Annotated in this window: 15 protein-coding genes; 12 read left to right on the forward strand and 3 right to left on the reverse strand. The window is 23.6% G+C overall.

The window, feature by feature from the left end; translation table 11 throughout:
- From ACTTA6_RS00005 to ACTTA6_RS00045, 9 genes are all read left to right on the forward strand, one after another.
- Positions 1 to 234: GDP-mannose 4,6-dehydratase (locus ACTTA6_RS00005; protein ID WP_440680337.1), on the forward strand; the 234-nt coding region annotated here is incomplete at its 5' end.
- Between the two features lie 10 nt (positions 235 to 244).
- Positions 245 to 1,249 (forward strand): NAD-dependent epimerase/dehydratase family protein, encoded by a 1,005-nt coding sequence (locus ACTTA6_RS00010; RefSeq protein WP_440680338.1) that lies wholly within the window; start codon positions 245 to 247, stop codon positions 1,247 to 1,249.
- Positions 1,246 to 2,418, forward strand: coding sequence for a hypothetical protein (locus tag ACTTA6_RS00015; protein ID WP_440680339.1), 1,173 nt, complete (start codon positions 1,246 to 1,248; stop codon positions 2,416 to 2,418). The genes ACTTA6_RS00010 and ACTTA6_RS00015 overlap by 4 nt, the downstream gene beginning before the upstream one ends.
- The gene (locus ACTTA6_RS00020) at positions 2,415 to 3,866 is read left to right on the forward strand and encodes a hypothetical protein (protein ID WP_440680340.1); all 1,452 of its coding nucleotides are present in this window, start codon (positions 2,415 to 2,417) and stop codon (positions 3,864 to 3,866) included. Before ACTTA6_RS00015 ends, ACTTA6_RS00020 begins: the two co-directional genes overlap by 4 nt.
- Positions 3,863 to 5,599: a carbamoyltransferase family protein gene (locus ACTTA6_RS00025; protein ID WP_440680341.1), complete on the forward strand. Its 1,737-nt coding sequence runs from the start codon at positions 3,863 to 3,865 to the stop codon at positions 5,597 to 5,599. Before ACTTA6_RS00020 ends, ACTTA6_RS00025 begins: the two co-directional genes overlap by 4 nt.
- Entirely contained in the window at positions 5,592 to 7,079 is a 1,488-nt protein-coding gene (locus ACTTA6_RS00030) for a hypothetical protein (RefSeq protein ID WP_440680342.1), read from the forward strand. Before ACTTA6_RS00025 ends, ACTTA6_RS00030 begins: the two co-directional genes overlap by 8 nt.
- Positions 7,080 to 8,243, forward strand: coding sequence for a hypothetical protein (locus ACTTA6_RS00035; RefSeq protein WP_440613965.1), 1,164 nt, complete (start codon positions 7,080 to 7,082; stop codon positions 8,241 to 8,243). It abuts the gene before it with no gap.
- Positions 8,244 to 9,887, forward strand: coding sequence for an LIC_10190 family membrane protein (locus ACTTA6_RS00040; RefSeq protein WP_440613966.1), 1,644 nt, complete (start codon positions 8,244 to 8,246; stop codon positions 9,885 to 9,887). It begins immediately after the preceding gene.
- A 25-nt stretch (positions 9,888 to 9,912) separates the two neighbouring features.
- Positions 9,913 to 11,046: a glycosyltransferase family 2 protein gene (locus ACTTA6_RS00045; RefSeq protein WP_440613967.1), complete on the forward strand. Its 1,134-nt coding sequence runs from the start codon at positions 9,913 to 9,915 to the stop codon at positions 11,044 to 11,046.
- On the opposite strand, the gene ACTTA6_RS00050 is transcribed toward ACTTA6_RS00045, so the two are convergent.
- From ACTTA6_RS00050 to ACTTA6_RS00060, 3 genes are read right to left on the reverse strand one after another with little or no spacing between them, the layout of a single operon-like run.
- Entirely contained in the window at positions 11,015 to 11,713 is a 699-nt protein-coding gene (locus ACTTA6_RS00050) for a glycosyltransferase family 2 protein (RefSeq protein WP_440613968.1), read from the reverse strand. The genes ACTTA6_RS00045 and ACTTA6_RS00050 overlap by 32 nt on opposite strands.
- Positions 11,713 to 12,384, reverse strand: coding sequence for a methyltransferase domain-containing protein (locus ACTTA6_RS00055; protein WP_440613969.1), 672 nt, complete (start codon positions 12,382 to 12,384; stop codon positions 11,713 to 11,715). The genes ACTTA6_RS00050 and ACTTA6_RS00055 overlap by 1 nt, the downstream gene beginning before the upstream one ends.
- 4 nt (positions 12,385 to 12,388) lie before the next feature.
- A complete protein-coding gene (locus tag ACTTA6_RS00060; protein ID WP_440613970.1) occupies positions 12,389 to 13,144 on the reverse strand; it encodes a TylF/MycF/NovP-related O-methyltransferase in 756 nt (251 codons plus the stop codon).
- 64 nt (positions 13,145 to 13,208) lie between these two features.
- Here ACTTA6_RS00060 and ACTTA6_RS00065 point away from each other — a divergent pair, with 64 nt between their 5' ends.
- Genes ACTTA6_RS00065 through ACTTA6_RS00075 form a run of 3 tightly spaced genes read left to right on the forward strand, consistent with a single transcriptional unit; the run spans position 13,209 to position 17,316 of the window.
- Positions 13,209 to 14,210: an NAD-dependent epimerase/dehydratase family protein gene (locus ACTTA6_RS00065; RefSeq protein ID WP_440613971.1), complete on the forward strand. Its 1,002-nt coding sequence runs from the start codon at positions 13,209 to 13,211 to the stop codon at positions 14,208 to 14,210.
- The gene (locus ACTTA6_RS00070) at positions 14,170 to 15,465 is read left to right on the forward strand and encodes a nucleotide sugar dehydrogenase (RefSeq protein WP_440613972.1); all 1,296 of its coding nucleotides are present in this window, start codon (positions 14,170 to 14,172) and stop codon (positions 15,463 to 15,465) included. Before ACTTA6_RS00065 ends, ACTTA6_RS00070 begins: the two co-directional genes overlap by 41 nt.
- Positions 15,466 to 15,507: 42 nt before the next feature.
- Positions 15,508 to 17,316, forward strand: coding sequence for a DUF1420 family protein (locus tag ACTTA6_RS00075; protein ID WP_440613973.1), 1,809 nt, complete (start codon positions 15,508 to 15,510; stop codon positions 17,314 to 17,316).

The following is a 17,316-nucleotide window of genomic DNA, read 5'->3' on the forward strand; positions in this document are numbered from 1 at the left end:
GCAAAGTATTTAAATTTAAAATTAAAATGGAAGGGTACAGGAATCAATACCAAGGCTTATGACACTGAAGGGAATTGTATAATTGAATGTGATAAAAAATACTTTAGACCTACCGAAGTTGATATTTTATTGGGAAATGCAAATAAAGCAAAAAAAATCTTAAAGTGGAAACCAATAACTACAATAGACTCTTTGGTTAAAGAGATGATAGATGCAGATTTAAAAAGTATATAAAATTATTAAAATGCAAATTTTCATAACTGGTATTGCAGGTTTTCTTGGTTCAAATTTAGCTGATTATTATATTAAAAAAGGATTTAAAGTTTCTGGCTGTGATAATCTTATTGGTGGCGACTTATATAATGTTGATCCAAAAGTAAAATTTTATAATGCAGATTGTGAAGACCTTGTAAAGATGAAGAAGATTATAAAGGATGTTGATGTAGTTATCCATGCTGCAGCTTATGCTCATGAAAATTTATCAATTTTTTCTCCCAACCTAATTTCAAAAAATATTATTAATGGTTCAACATCAGTTTTTAGTGCAGCGATTTCTAACAAAGTAAAACGTATAGTTTTTTGTTCTTCAATTGCTAGGTATGGTGAAGTTAAAATACCTTATTTAGAAAGTGGACCAACAATGCCATCTGACCCCTACGGCATCTCAAAATTAGCAGCAGAAAAAATTCTAATTAATCTATGTAATACTTATGGAGTTGAATATAATATCGCAGTTCCGCATAATATAATTGGAATTAAGCAAAAATATGATGATCCATTTAGAAATGTTGCATCAATAATGATAAATTTAATGTTACAAAATAGACAACCAATAATTTATGGAGATGGCGAACAAAAGAGAAGTTTTTCAGATGTTGATGATTGTGTTTACTGTATAGATAAACTTGCTACAGATCCTGATATAAAATTTGAATTAGTTAATATAGGCCCAGGTCCAGAAAATGAAATATCAGTAAATGATTTATTTAAAAAAATATCTAACCAAGTTCGGTTTAATCAAAAACCTATTTACAAACCAGAGAGAGTAAATGAGGTTAAAAATGCTATTTGCTCTTCTTCTTTGGCTGAAAAATTGTTTAAGGTGAAATCAAATCAAGATATTGAGAGCATAATATCTAAAATGATACAATTTATAAAAACAAAAGGTGTTAAAAAATTCAATTATAATTATGAAATAGAGATTAATAACGAACTAACCCCAGATACATGGAGTAAAAAATTAATTTGACATTTTTTGAAAATTTATTTTCTAAAGAAAAAGATATTGAAATTCAGTCACTTACATATGGATTGAACCTTTTTATTCCAACATTTGTATTAATTTTGTCTTCTCTGTTCCAAAATTATGATTTAACAGCTGAGCTTGGTATTTTAATTGGTTTTAATATTATTTTTACGCAAATATTTTCATCTAATGCTAGAAGTTTAATAATTTCAAATAAATCACTTTCTTCACTAAGAAATTTTCTTTTATTCAGAATTTTAATATCGATTATAATTTTAATATTTAATTTAATTATTATTCATCATTATGACTTTGTTTATAAGCATATATTATTACAATTATCAATTTTAATCGTTTTGCAATGGTTAAATGAATTGATTTTAACATATTTTGAAATTTACAAAAAAAAAAATGAAATTAAGTTTTATCTTTATTTTAAAATAATTTTTTTAATAATTTTAATTGTAGATTTTATTTTTTTTGAATACTTATTATATACTTTTTTAGCTTTTAATTTTTTAATTTTTTTATTTTTTTTAAAATACTTTTCAATATTTAAAAAAAAAAATTTTTATTCAAATAATATTAAAAAGTTATTTATAAAATCAATATCTTCATTGTCTTTTTATTCATCTTTTTCAATTTCTTTTGCAAATTTGATATGGAGATTATTTATAATTATGTTTTGTGGAAAAATTTTGGCCGGTATATACTTTGCAGGCTTTGCAATAGGATCTCTTCCAGGAACTTTTTTTAATAATACATTTGGACCCTCTATTATAAAAAAAAAAATTAAATATAGAAAAATGAAAAATTTTTTAAAATATTTTGCTATTATCTTGATGTTATTTTTATTTATTTATGTGACAAATATTTATAGCAATATTTTCAAAATTAACTTTGATACTCAAATAATATGTACATTTTTATCCTTGTTAGGATCTTTTTTTATGATGAAAGGTTTGTATATGAGGCAATATTTAATACAAAAAACTGAGTATAAATCTCAAGTATTTAAAACTGATATTTTATATTCAGTTTTAATAACATCTATTGTCCCTTTATTGTTTTTATTTGGTGGATATAAATTTATCATTTTGGCTTTTCTACTTTCTTCAATCACATCAAATATCATTTATGGTGTAATTTATCGATTTTATTTTAAACAATGAGCTTAATTAAAATTTTTGCATATAGTTTAGGAATATTAATAATAATTATTTTTCCTTTTGCTTACAGTGAGTATAGAGGAGATAAATTTTATTATATTTTATTTACCCTAATCTACTCTTTTGCGCTGTTTTATAATTTAAGAAAAGGTTCTATATCTTTTGAAACCTTTTTCTGCTTACTATTATGGTTAGGTTTTTGGTTTAAATTTTCAGTTCAAATTGCTTTTTTAAATTCAATGTTTCCTGAAGGTATTGGTAAATTTTCTCATGATCCCAAAGCTTATGACGAAGTTATCTTAGTATCGCAAGTTGCTATTTTAGCGTTAGTTTTTGCATCTTACATAAGAGAAAAATTTTTTTTCTCTTATGTAAAATTAGAGGAAAAAAAAAAAGAACCTCAAAAATTAATTAAATTTTATTTAAAATTTAAAAAAAAAATAATTTATATACTACTCTTTGTTCTAATAATAATAACTTCTATAAATTTAGGTTTTAGTTTTTTTCAAAAAGGTACAATCCCAGATCTAATTCTTCCAATGGGGTTAAATAATATTTTTAAATGGTTATTGATGTTTGGCCTAAGTTCTTTTTTTACTGTGATAATTTACTTTGAGTTCTTAATTAAAAAAAAAAATAGCAATAATATTTTAAAATATGGATTTTTAGAAAATTTCCTTTCATCTATTTCTTCAATTAGTAGAGGAATGATCTTTAATAGTACTGCTATATTTTACGGCTATTATAGATTAACAGAACTAAATAGATTTAAAATAAGCAAAATAAAGTTTTTTAAATATTTTTTAATAATATGTATTTTATTTTTAATTTCTTTATTGATAGTGAGCAAAATCAGACAAGCAAATGATTTTCCTGTTGGTCATGAGGTTCATAACTATTTACCCACTTTAGAAAAAGATTCGAATATAATTTCAGAACCGATTAATGATATAATTTTAGAAATGAATCAAATTATATTTCTAATTGCAGGTAGATGGGTGGGTGTAGATTCATTGATGGCGGTACAATCATTTGAAAATAAGGGGCTTCATTTAATATACGAATCTTTAGAAGAAAAATTTGATTACAATAACTCTTTTTATGAAAATAAAATAAAGAATAGTTATTTCACGTTTAAAAGCGAACCAAAAGTTTATACAATTTACGTACCAGGAATAGTTGCATATTTATATTATTCTAATTCAATATTTTTCGTTTTTATCTCTATTTTTTTAATAAGTTTTTTCTGTGCATTAATTGAGTTACTTTCTTACAAAATATCAGAAAGCAATATTATTTTTTCTAGTTTAATAGGAAATGTTTTAGCTTATAGATTGGCTCATTTTGGATACATGCCATTGAATTCATATAAATTAATTTTTGCTATATTTTTAAATTTATTAATTTTATATTTTATCTTTAAAGTTATAAATTATCTCAATAAAAAATGAACATACTTGGATTAAATGTCTTTCATGCAGACACCTCAGCTTGTATTTTAAAGAATGGAAAAATAGTTGTAGCTATTGAAGAGGAAAGATTTACAAGAATAAAACATTTTACAGGATTTCCAAAAAATTCTATTGATTTTTGTCTTAAAAAAGCTAGACTAAATTTAAGTGAAATAGATTATATCTGTGTAAATTTTAACAATAATTACAATCTTAGAGAAAAATTATATTTTTCTATAAAAAATTTAAATTCTTTAAATATATACAATAAACTTTTTAGTCTGATTAAAAAAAAATCTTTATCAGGTTTATTTAAAAAGTTTTATAATTATGAAGCTACAAATAAAATAAAATATATTCCTCATCATTTAGCTCATATTTATTCAACTTTTTATTATCAAGATATTGAAGATGCTATTGGTTTTTCATTTGACGGATCTGGTGATTTTTCAACTGTTGAAATTTATAAACTTGAAAAGGGAAAGAAAATTGAAATACTTGAAAAAACAAATTACCCAGACTCTATAGGTATTTTTTACCAGGCTTTCACACAATTCTTGGGATTTAAAAATTATGGTGATGAATATAAAGTAATGGGACTAGCCTCTTATGGCAAGCCTATTTACAAGGAGAGAATTAAAAAAGTGTTAAAAAAGGGAAAAAATTTTTTTCAATTAGATTTATCATATTTTGATTTCAAAAATACAATAATTGATTATGATTTTGACTCAGGAACTCCTTTTTTTGATGATTTGTATTCAAATAAAATTGAAAAACTTTTTGGTAAACCTAGGGAAATTAATGAACCAATTAAACAAATCCATAAAGATATTGCATCCTCGCTTCAAGTTGGTTTAGAAGAAGTTGTTTTAGAAAAAATTTATGAACTAAAAAACAAATATAAATCTAAAAATCTTTGTTTGTCAGGTGGTTGTGCTTTTAATTCAACACTTAATGGAAAAATAATTAAATATTCAGGTTTTGATAATGTTTATTTATCTCCAAACCCAGGCGATGCGGGTGGAGCAGCTGGTGCAGCTTTATACTATGCTGCAGAAAAAAAAGTAAATATAATAACTGATTGTAATCCTTACTTAGGTACCAATTATAGTAATCATTATATTGAAAATAATATTATTTCAAAAATAAAAAACTTTAAGCATATAAAAGTTACCAAATTTGAGGAATTTGATGATCTTTGCACAGCTACAGCTAAAATTTTAATGGGACCAAATGTTATTGGATGGTTTCAGGATAGAATGGAATGGGGCCCTAGAGCTCTTGGAAATAGGTCAATTCTTGCAAACCCATCTTATGAGACAATGAGAGAAATAATTAACATTAAAATCAAAAGAAGAGAAGAATTTAGGCCATTTGCGCCAGCAATTTTAGAAGAAAAAGTTGACGATTATTTTGAGGTAAAAGATAATAATGCCGCTAGCTATATGGGTGCAATTTATGATGTTAAAGATTATGCCAAAAAAAAAATTCCATCAGTAATTCATGTAGACAATACAGCTAGAGTTCAAATTGTATCAAATCAAAGCAATTTAAAGTTTTATAATCTTATTAAAGAATTTGATAAATTAACAAATATACCAGTTCTTCTAAATACATCATTGAATGTAAACGAACCAATTTGTGAGAGCCCAGAGAATGCATTAGAAGTTTTCACAAAAACATCAATGGATGCACTCATAATTGAAAACTGGCTACTTTTGAAAAATGAATAAAGAATATATTAATAATGATCTATTTTTTATAATATTATTCTCTTTTTCAATATTTCTCTCTTATACCTCGATTTATAACTTAGAATTTAGATTTTTATATTTAATAATTTTACCATTTGTTTTTTTTGATAAACAAAAATTAAAAATTTTATTTACATCAAATAAATTTTTAATTTCAAGTCTTTTGATATTTTTTATCTATTTCTACTCAAGTTATTTTTATTTTTATGAATTTAAAAATTTTGCAGGAACTAAATTAAATTTTGAACTTATAATTAATGAATTTAACATTAAAACATTAGGTCAAGTAATAATTATTGGAATTACATTATTAATCATTTATTTTTATAAAAATTTAATTATTAAAAATCTCATAAAACTAGTTGATATTTTTGTTGTCTCTTTTGTAGTTTTAATACTTATTTATAATTTTAATAAAAATAATATTTTAGTTGATACATTGTTTAGTTGTAATTTAGGTTTTTTTTATTACACAAGATTTTTATTTTTTGAAAATTCACATTTTGCTGTTATTTCAGCAAGTATTATTACTTATTTTTTTTTTTACATTAAGGATTACTTTAATAAAAAAATTTTATTTTGTTTTTATATATTGTTTTTCATTTTTTCGATAGGGAGTACGACAATTACATTAACATTTTTTCTATGCATGATTTTATCAATCTTAACAAGTTTAATATTTTGTAGAAGAAAAAAAAATTATTCAATTTATTCTCTAATAATATTGTTAATATTTGTAAACTTAAATTTTTTTTATGGTAAAGAATTTTTTTTAAATTTAAATACCAATAAATATTTTAGTTTAGACCCGAGTAAAAAACGAAGTGTAGGTAGTGAAGTTTTTCATTCTATGTCGCCAACAAATTTTAAATCACAATACTGTTCTGTAAAAAATAATAATGTTAAAAATAAAATTGACCTTAAATCAAGGGATTTATTTAAAGGAAGCTTAATTTACGATAAATCTAAACTTAATCATATATTAAGAAAAGATGTTGTAAATTTATCAGTAGGTATTCAACTATATTCTTTGTACTTTGCTAAAAACACAATTACTAAATATCCATTTGGTATTGGTTTAAATAATTATAGCAATTTCAGAGAAGTTTTTGATAAAGATCAAGTAATTGAAGGAGAAAAGCCATATCAAAAAATTATCTTCAATGATTTGTTTATTAAATCTATGCCTGCAATTGTTTTAGATTTTAATAAGAATTCAGGATCGAATAATTTTTCAAAACTAATTGTAGAATTTGGTATCTTGGGATTAATATTGTTAACCATAATTTTTTATATGCTGTGTTCAAATAAAATTGATAATTCTGTAAAAATTATTTTTTTGACATTGTTTGTAAACCAACTTTTTATAAGAGGGACAGGCTATTTTAACAGTGGGTTCTTGATAATAATTATTTTTATGATTTTAATTTTTTTTGAAAAAAAAGTAAAAGTCAATTAAATGTTTAAAATTTTAAGATTAGAATTAATATTTTTATTTATCTTATTGATTTTTGGAATTTATCTTAGTTTTATTTCTGGATATGGTTCTGACGAAGATACTCTTGCTTTAATAGGGGCATATGAGTCAATGATGGGTGGACAAAAACTCATGGCGTCTCGTTTTACACCTTATCCAGTAGCAGAAATTGGAATAGGATTTCTATCTTATCAGTTTGGGAGCTGGGCTTCTAACTTGTCAACTTTCATTTTTTCTGTATTAAGTTATTTATTTTTCTTTAAAGCCGTAGAGAAAAAAATTACATTTCAAAATATTTCTATTTTTGTAATTCTTTGCCTTTCCAATCCAATTCTATTTTATGATAATTTAGAACCAATTGATTATTCTTGGGCGTTACTTCCGTTCACAATAGGTGTTTTCTTTTTGAGAAAAAATAAATTTGAACTCGCAATTGTTTTTTTTGGAATTTCAATTGGGGCTAGAATAAATTTTGTCTTATTTGTTTTTATTGGAATAATGTTGTTTGATTATGTACCAACCCTAAAAATAAAAAAAAAATTAATATTATTTGTCATATCCTTTTTTATTGGAGGTTTATTTTATTTACCAATCTGGTTCTCAAACGGTTTAAGTTTAAGTTGGCTCACTGCTGTTACACCTAACGATCAAGGTAATTTTGGTTTATTTGCTAGATTTATTTATAAAACTATTTTGTCTCTAACGGTTTTAAGTTTATTATTTATTCTAATTAACTTTATTATAAAAAAAAAAGTTATTTATTTTGATAATCTTAGATTTATTTTAGGTATTATAATTTCCAATTTAATTTTATTTTTTTTTATACCAGCAGAAATATCATATTTGCAGCCTTTTATTATCGCTCTATATTATTTTCTTTATAAAAATTTTAAAAAAAAAATTATTATTACTTTAGTAATTTTAAATCTACTTTCATGGGTTACAGAAATTGACTTTTTAAAAATAAAATATAAATCACAAAATAAATGTGATAATGTGCAAGCAGTATCAGCAGAGATCTTTATAAATTTAAAACCAGGAAGATTTTTTCAATTTACAAATTCTAGAGATAAAATTTCTTGCTGGGTTAAAGATGATAGTGAAAGATCTAGAAAAATTTTAAGCGGAAAAGCATTAAAAAAATAAATGTTAGAGAGTTATTTATCCACATTATTTTTGTTGTTTTGTATATTTGGATATGCTGCTTTTTTAAAGAAAATATTAAATGGTTCAAAAAAAATTTATAATATTGACTTCATATATGGGCTATTATTTTTAACAATCATTGCAATTTTTTTAAATTTATTTTTTCCTTTAAAATATTTTTCTTTATTAATTTTATTAACTGGATTTATAATATTTATACGATTTTTTTGGACTAGATCTTATCAATTCAATTTAAATTTATTATTATTAGTATCATTATTTGTAGTTTTTATAAGTCATGGCCAAGGCATTTCTTATGATAGTCAATTATATCATTTGCAGATTTTACAACAAAGTTTAAATAACAAATCTATTTTTGGCATAGGAAATTTACAACCACATTATGCTATGAATTCGTCTTGGCATAGCATGTTGGGTATTCTTAATTTAAAATTAATTCATACAAATTTTATATATTTAGCAAACTTGGTGCTTTTAATCATTTTAATAAATGAAAGTTTAATAAAATTTTTAAATAAAAATAAACTTTTAAGCAATTATTTTTTACTTTTATCTGTTTTATATATTTTATTTTATTCAATGGTTCACCCATATGGAAATGGCACGATGTTAAATTCGTTAGGCTCACCTGAGGTAGATATTCCAGCTGCAATTTTATTTTTAATCACAATTTATCTTTTGATCACTTACCACGAGAAAAAAGATAAGGACTTATTAAAATTAATTTTAATTTCATCTTTTTTGGTTGTTACAATAAAAATAAGTTACATTGGAATTATTTTAGTAACACTGTACACAATATTTTATATTAAGAAAAATTTTTTTTTATATGACAAAATAAATTGGATTTTATTTTTTGGGTGTATTTTCTGGTTATTCAAAAGTTTTATATATTCAGGTTGTTTCATTTTCCCCATAAGTTTTACATGTACCTCATTTTTTTGGTCAGTTGATATAAATGATGTAAAAAGTTATAGTTATATAGTTCAATCATTTGCAAGAGATACACCTTTAAGATTAAATTTTACTAATTTTGATTATACATTAAACTCCTGGCAATGGTTTTTTCCTTGGATTAAAGAATATTTTTTGAAAACAGAATTTTTATTTGTTTCATTTTTGTTAGTATCTATACTAACTAGTTATTTCGTTTTTTTATTTATTCACTTAAAATATAAATTGATCGTATTAAAAAAAAATTTTTATTTCCATTTATATATTATACTAATTATTAATATATTAATTTGGATGAGGGCACCAGAAATTAGATTTGGGTATGGTTCAATTATTTCATTAACATGTTTTTGTTTAGCGATACTATTATTTAAAAATTCTAAAAAAAACCTTTTTAATAAAAAAATTTTATGGAATTATATTATTTTAGTTACTTTTGTATCACTAACATTTAAAAATATTAATAATTTTAAAAGTTTTAGTGATATCTCTTTTGTAAGAAATTTTGAAAATTCTAATTTTAAAAATATTTACAATACAAATGGTTATAGAATTTATCAACCAAGTGATAATTTTTGTAATAATTTTGAGGGTTTTTGTACCTACCAAGGTTTTAAAGTTAATGTTGAAAAAAAAGGGGGTTATGTATTAGTTACAAGAAAAAAATAAAATTTAAAATATATTAAACACACTTATGGAATTAAGTATTGTCATACCTTGCCTCAATGAAATTGAAACGATAGAAATTTGCATAAATAAATGTAAGACAGCAATAAAAAAAATGGACATTGACGCTGAAATTATCTTGGCAGATAATGGAAGCAATGATGGATCGGTCGAAATAGCAAAACAATTAGGTGCTAGAGTAGTGAGTGTAAATCAAAAGGGTTATGGAAATGCATTGAAGGGGGGAATTAATTCAGCTAAGGGCAAATATATTATTATGGCTGACTGTGACAATAGTTATGATTTTTTACAAATTGATAAATTTTATAAAAAATTGAAAGATGGATTCGATATAGTTCAAGGGTGCAGATTCCCAATAGGTGGTGGAAAAATAGAATATAAAGCGATGCCTATTTCACATAAATATATTGGAAACCCTTTTTTTAGTTTTATATCAAAGATATTTTTTTCTTTACCATTTAATGATGTTTATTGTGGTTACAGAGGATTTAACAGATTGAAGTTTCTAGAATTAGATCATTTTTCTAATGGAATGGTTTTTGCAATTGAAAATTTAATTAAATTTAAGGTTGCGGGTTCAAAATGTGCAGAAATTCCAGTAACACTTCATAGAGATGGAAGAAAAACAAATAAAAGCCATCTTAATACAATCTCTGATGGCTGGAATACTCTTAGATTCCTAATGATTACATGTCCTAAATGGTTATTTTTTTTTCCATCCTTTATATTTTTTATTATCTCTTTATTTTATTTCAACAATGTTTTGGAATTATTTTTATTTAAGACAAATTATGTATCTATAGAAAATATTTTATTATTTGTTTTTTATTTTTTAATTAGTTTTCAAATTTTTATGTTTGGATTATTTTCTTCATTAATAGCAACAAAATTAAAAATGTTAGAGTCAAAAAACATTAATAGTTTTTTTAGAATATTTAAAATGAGATATGCTTTTTTAATTAGCTTTAGTATATTAAGTTTTATGTTTATTGATCATGTATTTTTTGATTTTTTTATTAATAATATAAATTTAAAAAAAATATTTTATTATTTTGGTATTTTTTTTAGTTTAATTTTAATCACAAATTCTTTTTTTGTATCTTTAATAACTATCGATCAACAGAACAAAAAAAATATTTAAAAATTAGGTAAACTGCCATCAAACCATCTCTGAATTTTATTTTTTTTCCTTCTTCGTAAGATCTTCCATTATAGGATATTCCAACCTCAAAAATTTTTAGTTTCATTTTAGATATTTTCATAGTTAATTCAATTTCTATACCAAAAGAATTCTCGTTTAGAGTTAATTTTTTTAGTGTAGATTTTCGAAAAACTTTATATCCCGTCTCAACATCAGTGAAGTTTATATTTGTAAAAATATTTACTAGATTTGTTAAAAAAAAATTTGCCGCCCTATGAGAATAATAAATTAACCTGTGAGCAGAAGAACCCATAAATCGTGAACCATAAACAACATCTGCCTGGTTATTAATAAATGGTTTGATGAGTTTTTTATAATCCTCAGGGTCATACTCAAGATCAGAATCTTGAAAAATTATGATCTCTCCTGTTGAAATTTTAATTGCCTCTTTGAGCGCCGCACCTTTTCCTCTATTTTCTTTACCTAAAATTAATTTATCAAAAAAGTTTTTATTTTCCTTCAATAATTGAATTGTTTTATCATTTGATCCATCATCTGAGACAATTATTTCTAGGTCAAAATTTTTTTTTTGTAAGTTAACTTTTTTTAATATTTCTATGATTGTATTCTCTTCATTATAACAAGGTATAATTATTGTAATTTTCATTATTTTATCCAATCATTATATTCTAAATTTTTCTTGTTTTTACTTATATAAATTGACAAAAGATTTTTTTGTTTTTTAAAAATCATGAAAAAAATACTAAATAATAAATTAATTAATTTAGAGTTTGTAAATTTAATTTGATAATCATAATCAAAAAAAATTTTATGTTTAAGTTCGGGCCTAAATGATTTCATCAATTTAATAACTTCTCTCTCTGTCCATCTATAAACATAATTTGGTATATTTGTATTGTCCACTCCACCACTAATAATATTTTTTTTTATTGCAGATAATTCATATTCTTCTGAGAAACCTAATTTACAAGATAATCTTGATAACAAACTATCATTTGCCTCAATAATTAATGATCCTTCAGAACAAACTCTGAATAGTTCAAGTATAGCTAAATGAGGCTTTGAGGAATGATGAATACATGCATGAGCCACACAATAATCGTAAGAATTATCATTTAATTTTATATCATGAAGATTATTAAAGTGATCCAAATTATCTTCTTTTGAATTTTCAATATTAGTAAATTTTACATTTTTATAATTTAAATTTTTAAATATATCCTGATCAAGTTTACCAGCACCTAATACTAAAATTTTTGCATTTTTATTTTTAATATATTTAGCAACTTGTTTTTGATAAAAGACTTCTCTACCCATATAGTCAATCTTTAATAATTAGCCTGCATGCATAATCTACATAATGCATCCATACAAATTTATCTGAAAAAAATTCGTCTACTGCTTTTTTGGATCCTCCCCAGTGGCCATAATCATCAATAATAATTATGCCACCAATTGAAACTTTTTTATAAAGAACTTCAAGCTCTTTCTTGGTACTTTGATACCAATCTGTATCTAATCTAAGAAGACTAATTTTTTCTGGAATATTTTTATTTTCATTTAAAGTTTTTTCTACAGCACCCTTAACAAAGTAAATATTTCTTAAATCTTTGGTATGCTTGGAAATATTTTTTTTTACTTGGTCTAAACTACATATACCCCAAACATTAGTTTTTTTATTTTTATCTTTTTGTAATAATTTTGTTGCTGTATCTTTGCTACTAATTTCAATATCATTTTCATCAGGATCTGTCATTCCCTGAAAAGTATCAAATGCATAAATATTTCTCAGGCTGGAGTCTTCATTCTCTAAAAATTTTTTAAATAATAAAATATTCCCTCCTTTCCAAACTCCACATTCAACATAATCACCTTCAATTTTTTTTATTTTTATGTGTCTCAGTGCTTGCAGTAGATTATATATTCTAATTTTTGGCGTCATTGAATAATTCTTAACTAAATTAATTAACTCATCATCTTTTTTTGAGAGTTCTACTATTTTTTGGTTATGGTTTATTACTGAGTAACCCATTTTACCTAAAGCTTTAGAGATTAAACTTTTTAAGGCGTTAATCATTTTATGATAAATTTAATTTTATATTGATAGACATTTTCATACTAATACTATATTTGACCTGATTATGAACATTTTTATAACAGGAATAGCAGGTTTTCTTGGTTCAAATTTAGCTGATTATTATATTAAAAAAGGATTTAAAGTTTCTGGCTGTGATAATTTAGTTGGTGGTGATTTAGAAAATATTGATCCTAAAGTAAATTTTACAAAATCAGACTGTGAAGATCTTAGATCAATGAAGGAATTAACAAGAAATTGTGATATAGTTATCCATGCTGCAGCTTATGCTCATGAAGGTCTTTCAGTAGTTTCTCCAAATATAATTTGTTCTAATATTGTTAATGCATCAACTTCTGTCTTCAGTGCTTCAATTCAAAATAAAATAAAGAGAATAGTATTTTGTTCTTCAATGGCAAGATATGGAAATATCAAACAACCTTTTAGTGAAGAAGATACACCCAATCCAGTTGACCCCTACGGCATCTCAAAATTAGCAGCAGAAAAAATTCTAATTAATCTATGTAATACTTATGGAGTTGAATATAATATCGCAGTTCCGCATAATATAATTGGAATTAAGCAAAAATATGATGATCCATTTAGAAATGTTGCATCAATAATGATAAATTTAATGTTACAAAATAGACAACCAATAATTTATGGAGATGGCGAACAAAAGAGAAGTTTTTCAGATGTTGATGATTGTGTTTACTGTATAGATAAACTTGCTACAGATCCTGATATTACCAGTCAATTAGTTAACATTGGTCCTGAAGATAACTTTATTTCTGTTAATGATTTATTTAAAAAACTTTCAAATAAACTTAAATTTAACCAAGAACCTATTTTTTTTAAAGATAGACCTAATGAAGTTAAATTTGCAAATTGCTCTGCCTATAAAGCAGAAAAATTACTTAACTATAGAAAAAGAATATCTTTAGATGAATCTTTGGACAAGATGATTGATTACATAAAAAAATTAGGTCCTAGAAAATTTAAATATAATTACGATTTAGAAATAATTAATGAAAAAACACCGAAAACTTGGCTTGAAAAAAAATTCTAGAAAAGTAATTGGAGTGATTGGAGCAGGTTATGTAGGTTTGCCACTTGCTGTTAATCTTTCTAAATATTTTAAGGTGATAGCGTACGATAAAAATAATAAAAGAATTATAGATTTAAAAAAAGGTATTGATACAAACAGAGAGTTTAATAATAAAGAATTAAAAATCAAAAAAATTAATTATACAAGCGACTATAAAAATTTAAAACAATGTAATGTATTTATAATTACTCTACCAACACCACTTAATAATAAAAAGCTTCCAGACATTTCACTTGTTATTAATGCTACTAAAAATTTGTCAAAAATAATTCATAAAGGAAGTTTAATAATTTATGAGTCTACATTTTATCCAGGAACTGTAGAAGATTATCTTATTCCAATATTAGAAAATGTTTCCAAACTTAAATGTAATAAAGATTTTTTTGTTGGTTATAGTCCTGAAAGGATCAATCCTGGAGACAAAGTGCATACTTTTTCAAATGTTGTGAAGGTTGTTTCTGGAAGTAACAAAAAAACACTTAAAAAAGTAAAAGAAATATATTCAAAAGTTGTTAAAGCAGGTGTTTTTGAGGCATCAAATATTAAAGCAGCAGAATTAAGTAAAATTTTAGAAAATACACAAAGATTTATAAATATTGCTCTGATGAATAACATATCAACTCTGTGTAATAAAATGAAAATTAACACAAAAGAAGTAATAGATATTGCATCAACAAAATGGAACTTTAATAAATTTTACCCTGGTTATGTTGGAGGTCATTGTGTTGCAGTTGATCCTCTTTATTTAACATACAAACAAAGAAAACTTAGAGTTTCTTCTGACTTCATACAGGAAGCTGAACGAATAAATAGCTCAAAACATATTGAGGTGGTTAACAAGCTTAAGAAAATCTATTCTAAATATAAAAAATTTAAATTGTTAATGTTAGGTGTAACTTTTAAAGAAAATTGTCCAGATTTGAGAAATTCTGGATCTTTAAATCTTATCAAAGAACTTAATAAAAGCAAAATTAAACCATTTATACATGATCCATATCTAAAAAAGGATGATTTAAAAAATCTAAAAAAATTTAAGTTTGAATTTTTACCAACTATCAAAAAGAACAGTTATGATTGTATAATTCTAACTGTTCCACACAATTATTATAAAAAGCTTGGAGTTAATAGAATTAAAAGTATTTCTAGAAATAAGAATTGTTTGATATTCGATTTAAAAAGTGTTTTTAAAAAAGAAAGTGTGAATTATCAGATGTAAAATTAAATTTTAATTTAATTATACATTAGTTTAATTATATTAATGGAAAATTTTATATTATCACCAATACAATCAACTATAATTTCAGTATTATTATTATCTGGTTGTTACGAATTTGGAAAATTTATTTCTTCAAAAGTCAAACTTCAAGATACTTTATCTAAGGTTTCTATTTTAGAATTTCAGTATTGTTCAATTGGAATAGTTTTTTTGTTAATTATCTTATTTCCTATCACTGCATTTACTGATTTTTCTAAAGAAGCATTTAAAATTACTGCAATTTTTTTATTATTTTTAGGAGTAAAATTTTTATTTTTTTTAAAAAAAAATTTTAAAAAAATATTAATCAAATTAAAGCAAAATAAAGATTTTTTTTTTTACACAGCTCTTTTTTTATTTGTATTATATTTTTTTTTAGCTTTAGCGCCATTAACTGCAGCAGATGTTTTAGATTATCATTCAGGGGTTGCATTAAATATTTTGCGATTTGGAAAATATTTACTTTTTCCAGAATGGTTTACAGGATTGCAAGCAGGTACTGGAGAGGTATTAATCTCTCTAGGTTTTTCAATTGGATCAGAACAATTTGGTTCGTTAGTTCAGTTTGTGTCTATTATATCAATTACAGGAATTATAATCAAAAAATTCGATAAAAATTATATTTTTTCATCAAAATATTTAATTGTTTCGATTATATTAACTTGTCCGATTTTAATATTTTTATTAAGTGGAAATAAACCACAAATTTTTTTCTCAAGTTTAATTTTTCTTGCACTAAGTATGGGTTTTTCAAAAATTCATTCTCAAAATCAATTTATTAAAACGTTCTTAATAATTAATATTTTATTATGCACATCGGTTATGGGTAAATTTTCTTTTGGTCTATCTGCTTTTTTAGTTTGGATTGTTAGTGCCATTAATCTAATAAATAAAAAAAATTGTAAATTCATAATATTAATACCTGTATTAGTTTTTTTATTTCAATTTTTTCCTTTTTTATTATGGAAAATAGAAAATTTAGGAGGCACATTGATTAATTATGTTTTTAGCCCTTTTCCATTGCATTTGCCTGGATATGAAAATTTTTTGAATCATAACAAAGGTTCGCAAGAAATCCCATTTCCAAAATTTTTAATTTATACATCTTTATCAAGAGCTACAGAATTTCTTGGTTTAAATACATTGTTAATAATTTTTCTTTTGTTAAATTTTTATAAAAATAAAAATATTTTTTCAATTTTTATAATTTCATTTCTTTTTATTACCTTTTCAAATTTATATGCATCTCCAAGTGCAAGGTATTATTTAGATCCAATACTCTGGTCAGTATTGGGAATTTCTTTCTTAAAAAATATTAAATTAAGCAAATTTTTTGAATATTTGTTTTATCCACAAATTTTGGCAGTGATCATAATTCTTTTATATTCAAATTATATTTTTTTACCTGGAGCTTTAATGAAAGAAAATTATTTAAAAGTTAAAAATAATTATGCATATATGTACTCAGGTATAAGTTGGGCTAATAAAAATATTCCTGATGAAGCAAGGGTAATTATAATTAATCGACCTATCGCAAATTATAAAGATTTTGCAGTATCAGGTGGATTTAATTATTTTACAAATTCAGAGGAAGCAAAATACTATAAACAATTAATTAAAAATTATAAAATAGATTATTTGGTATATTTAGGAAACGCACCTGATTTAATGCACTTAAAAAACTGTGTTGGTGAAATTTATAAATTCAAGGAGAATGTAGGTTTTCATGCAACTAGAAATCCTTTTAATAAAGGAAGTTACTACAATGCATATATATTTGAGTTTGAAAATAACAAACTTGATAAATGTTAG

The sequence above is a fragment of the Candidatus Pelagibacter sp. HIMB1636 genome (genome assembly GCF_052047675.1).
GTDB lineage: Bacteria > Pseudomonadota > Alphaproteobacteria > Pelagibacterales > Pelagibacteraceae > Pelagibacter.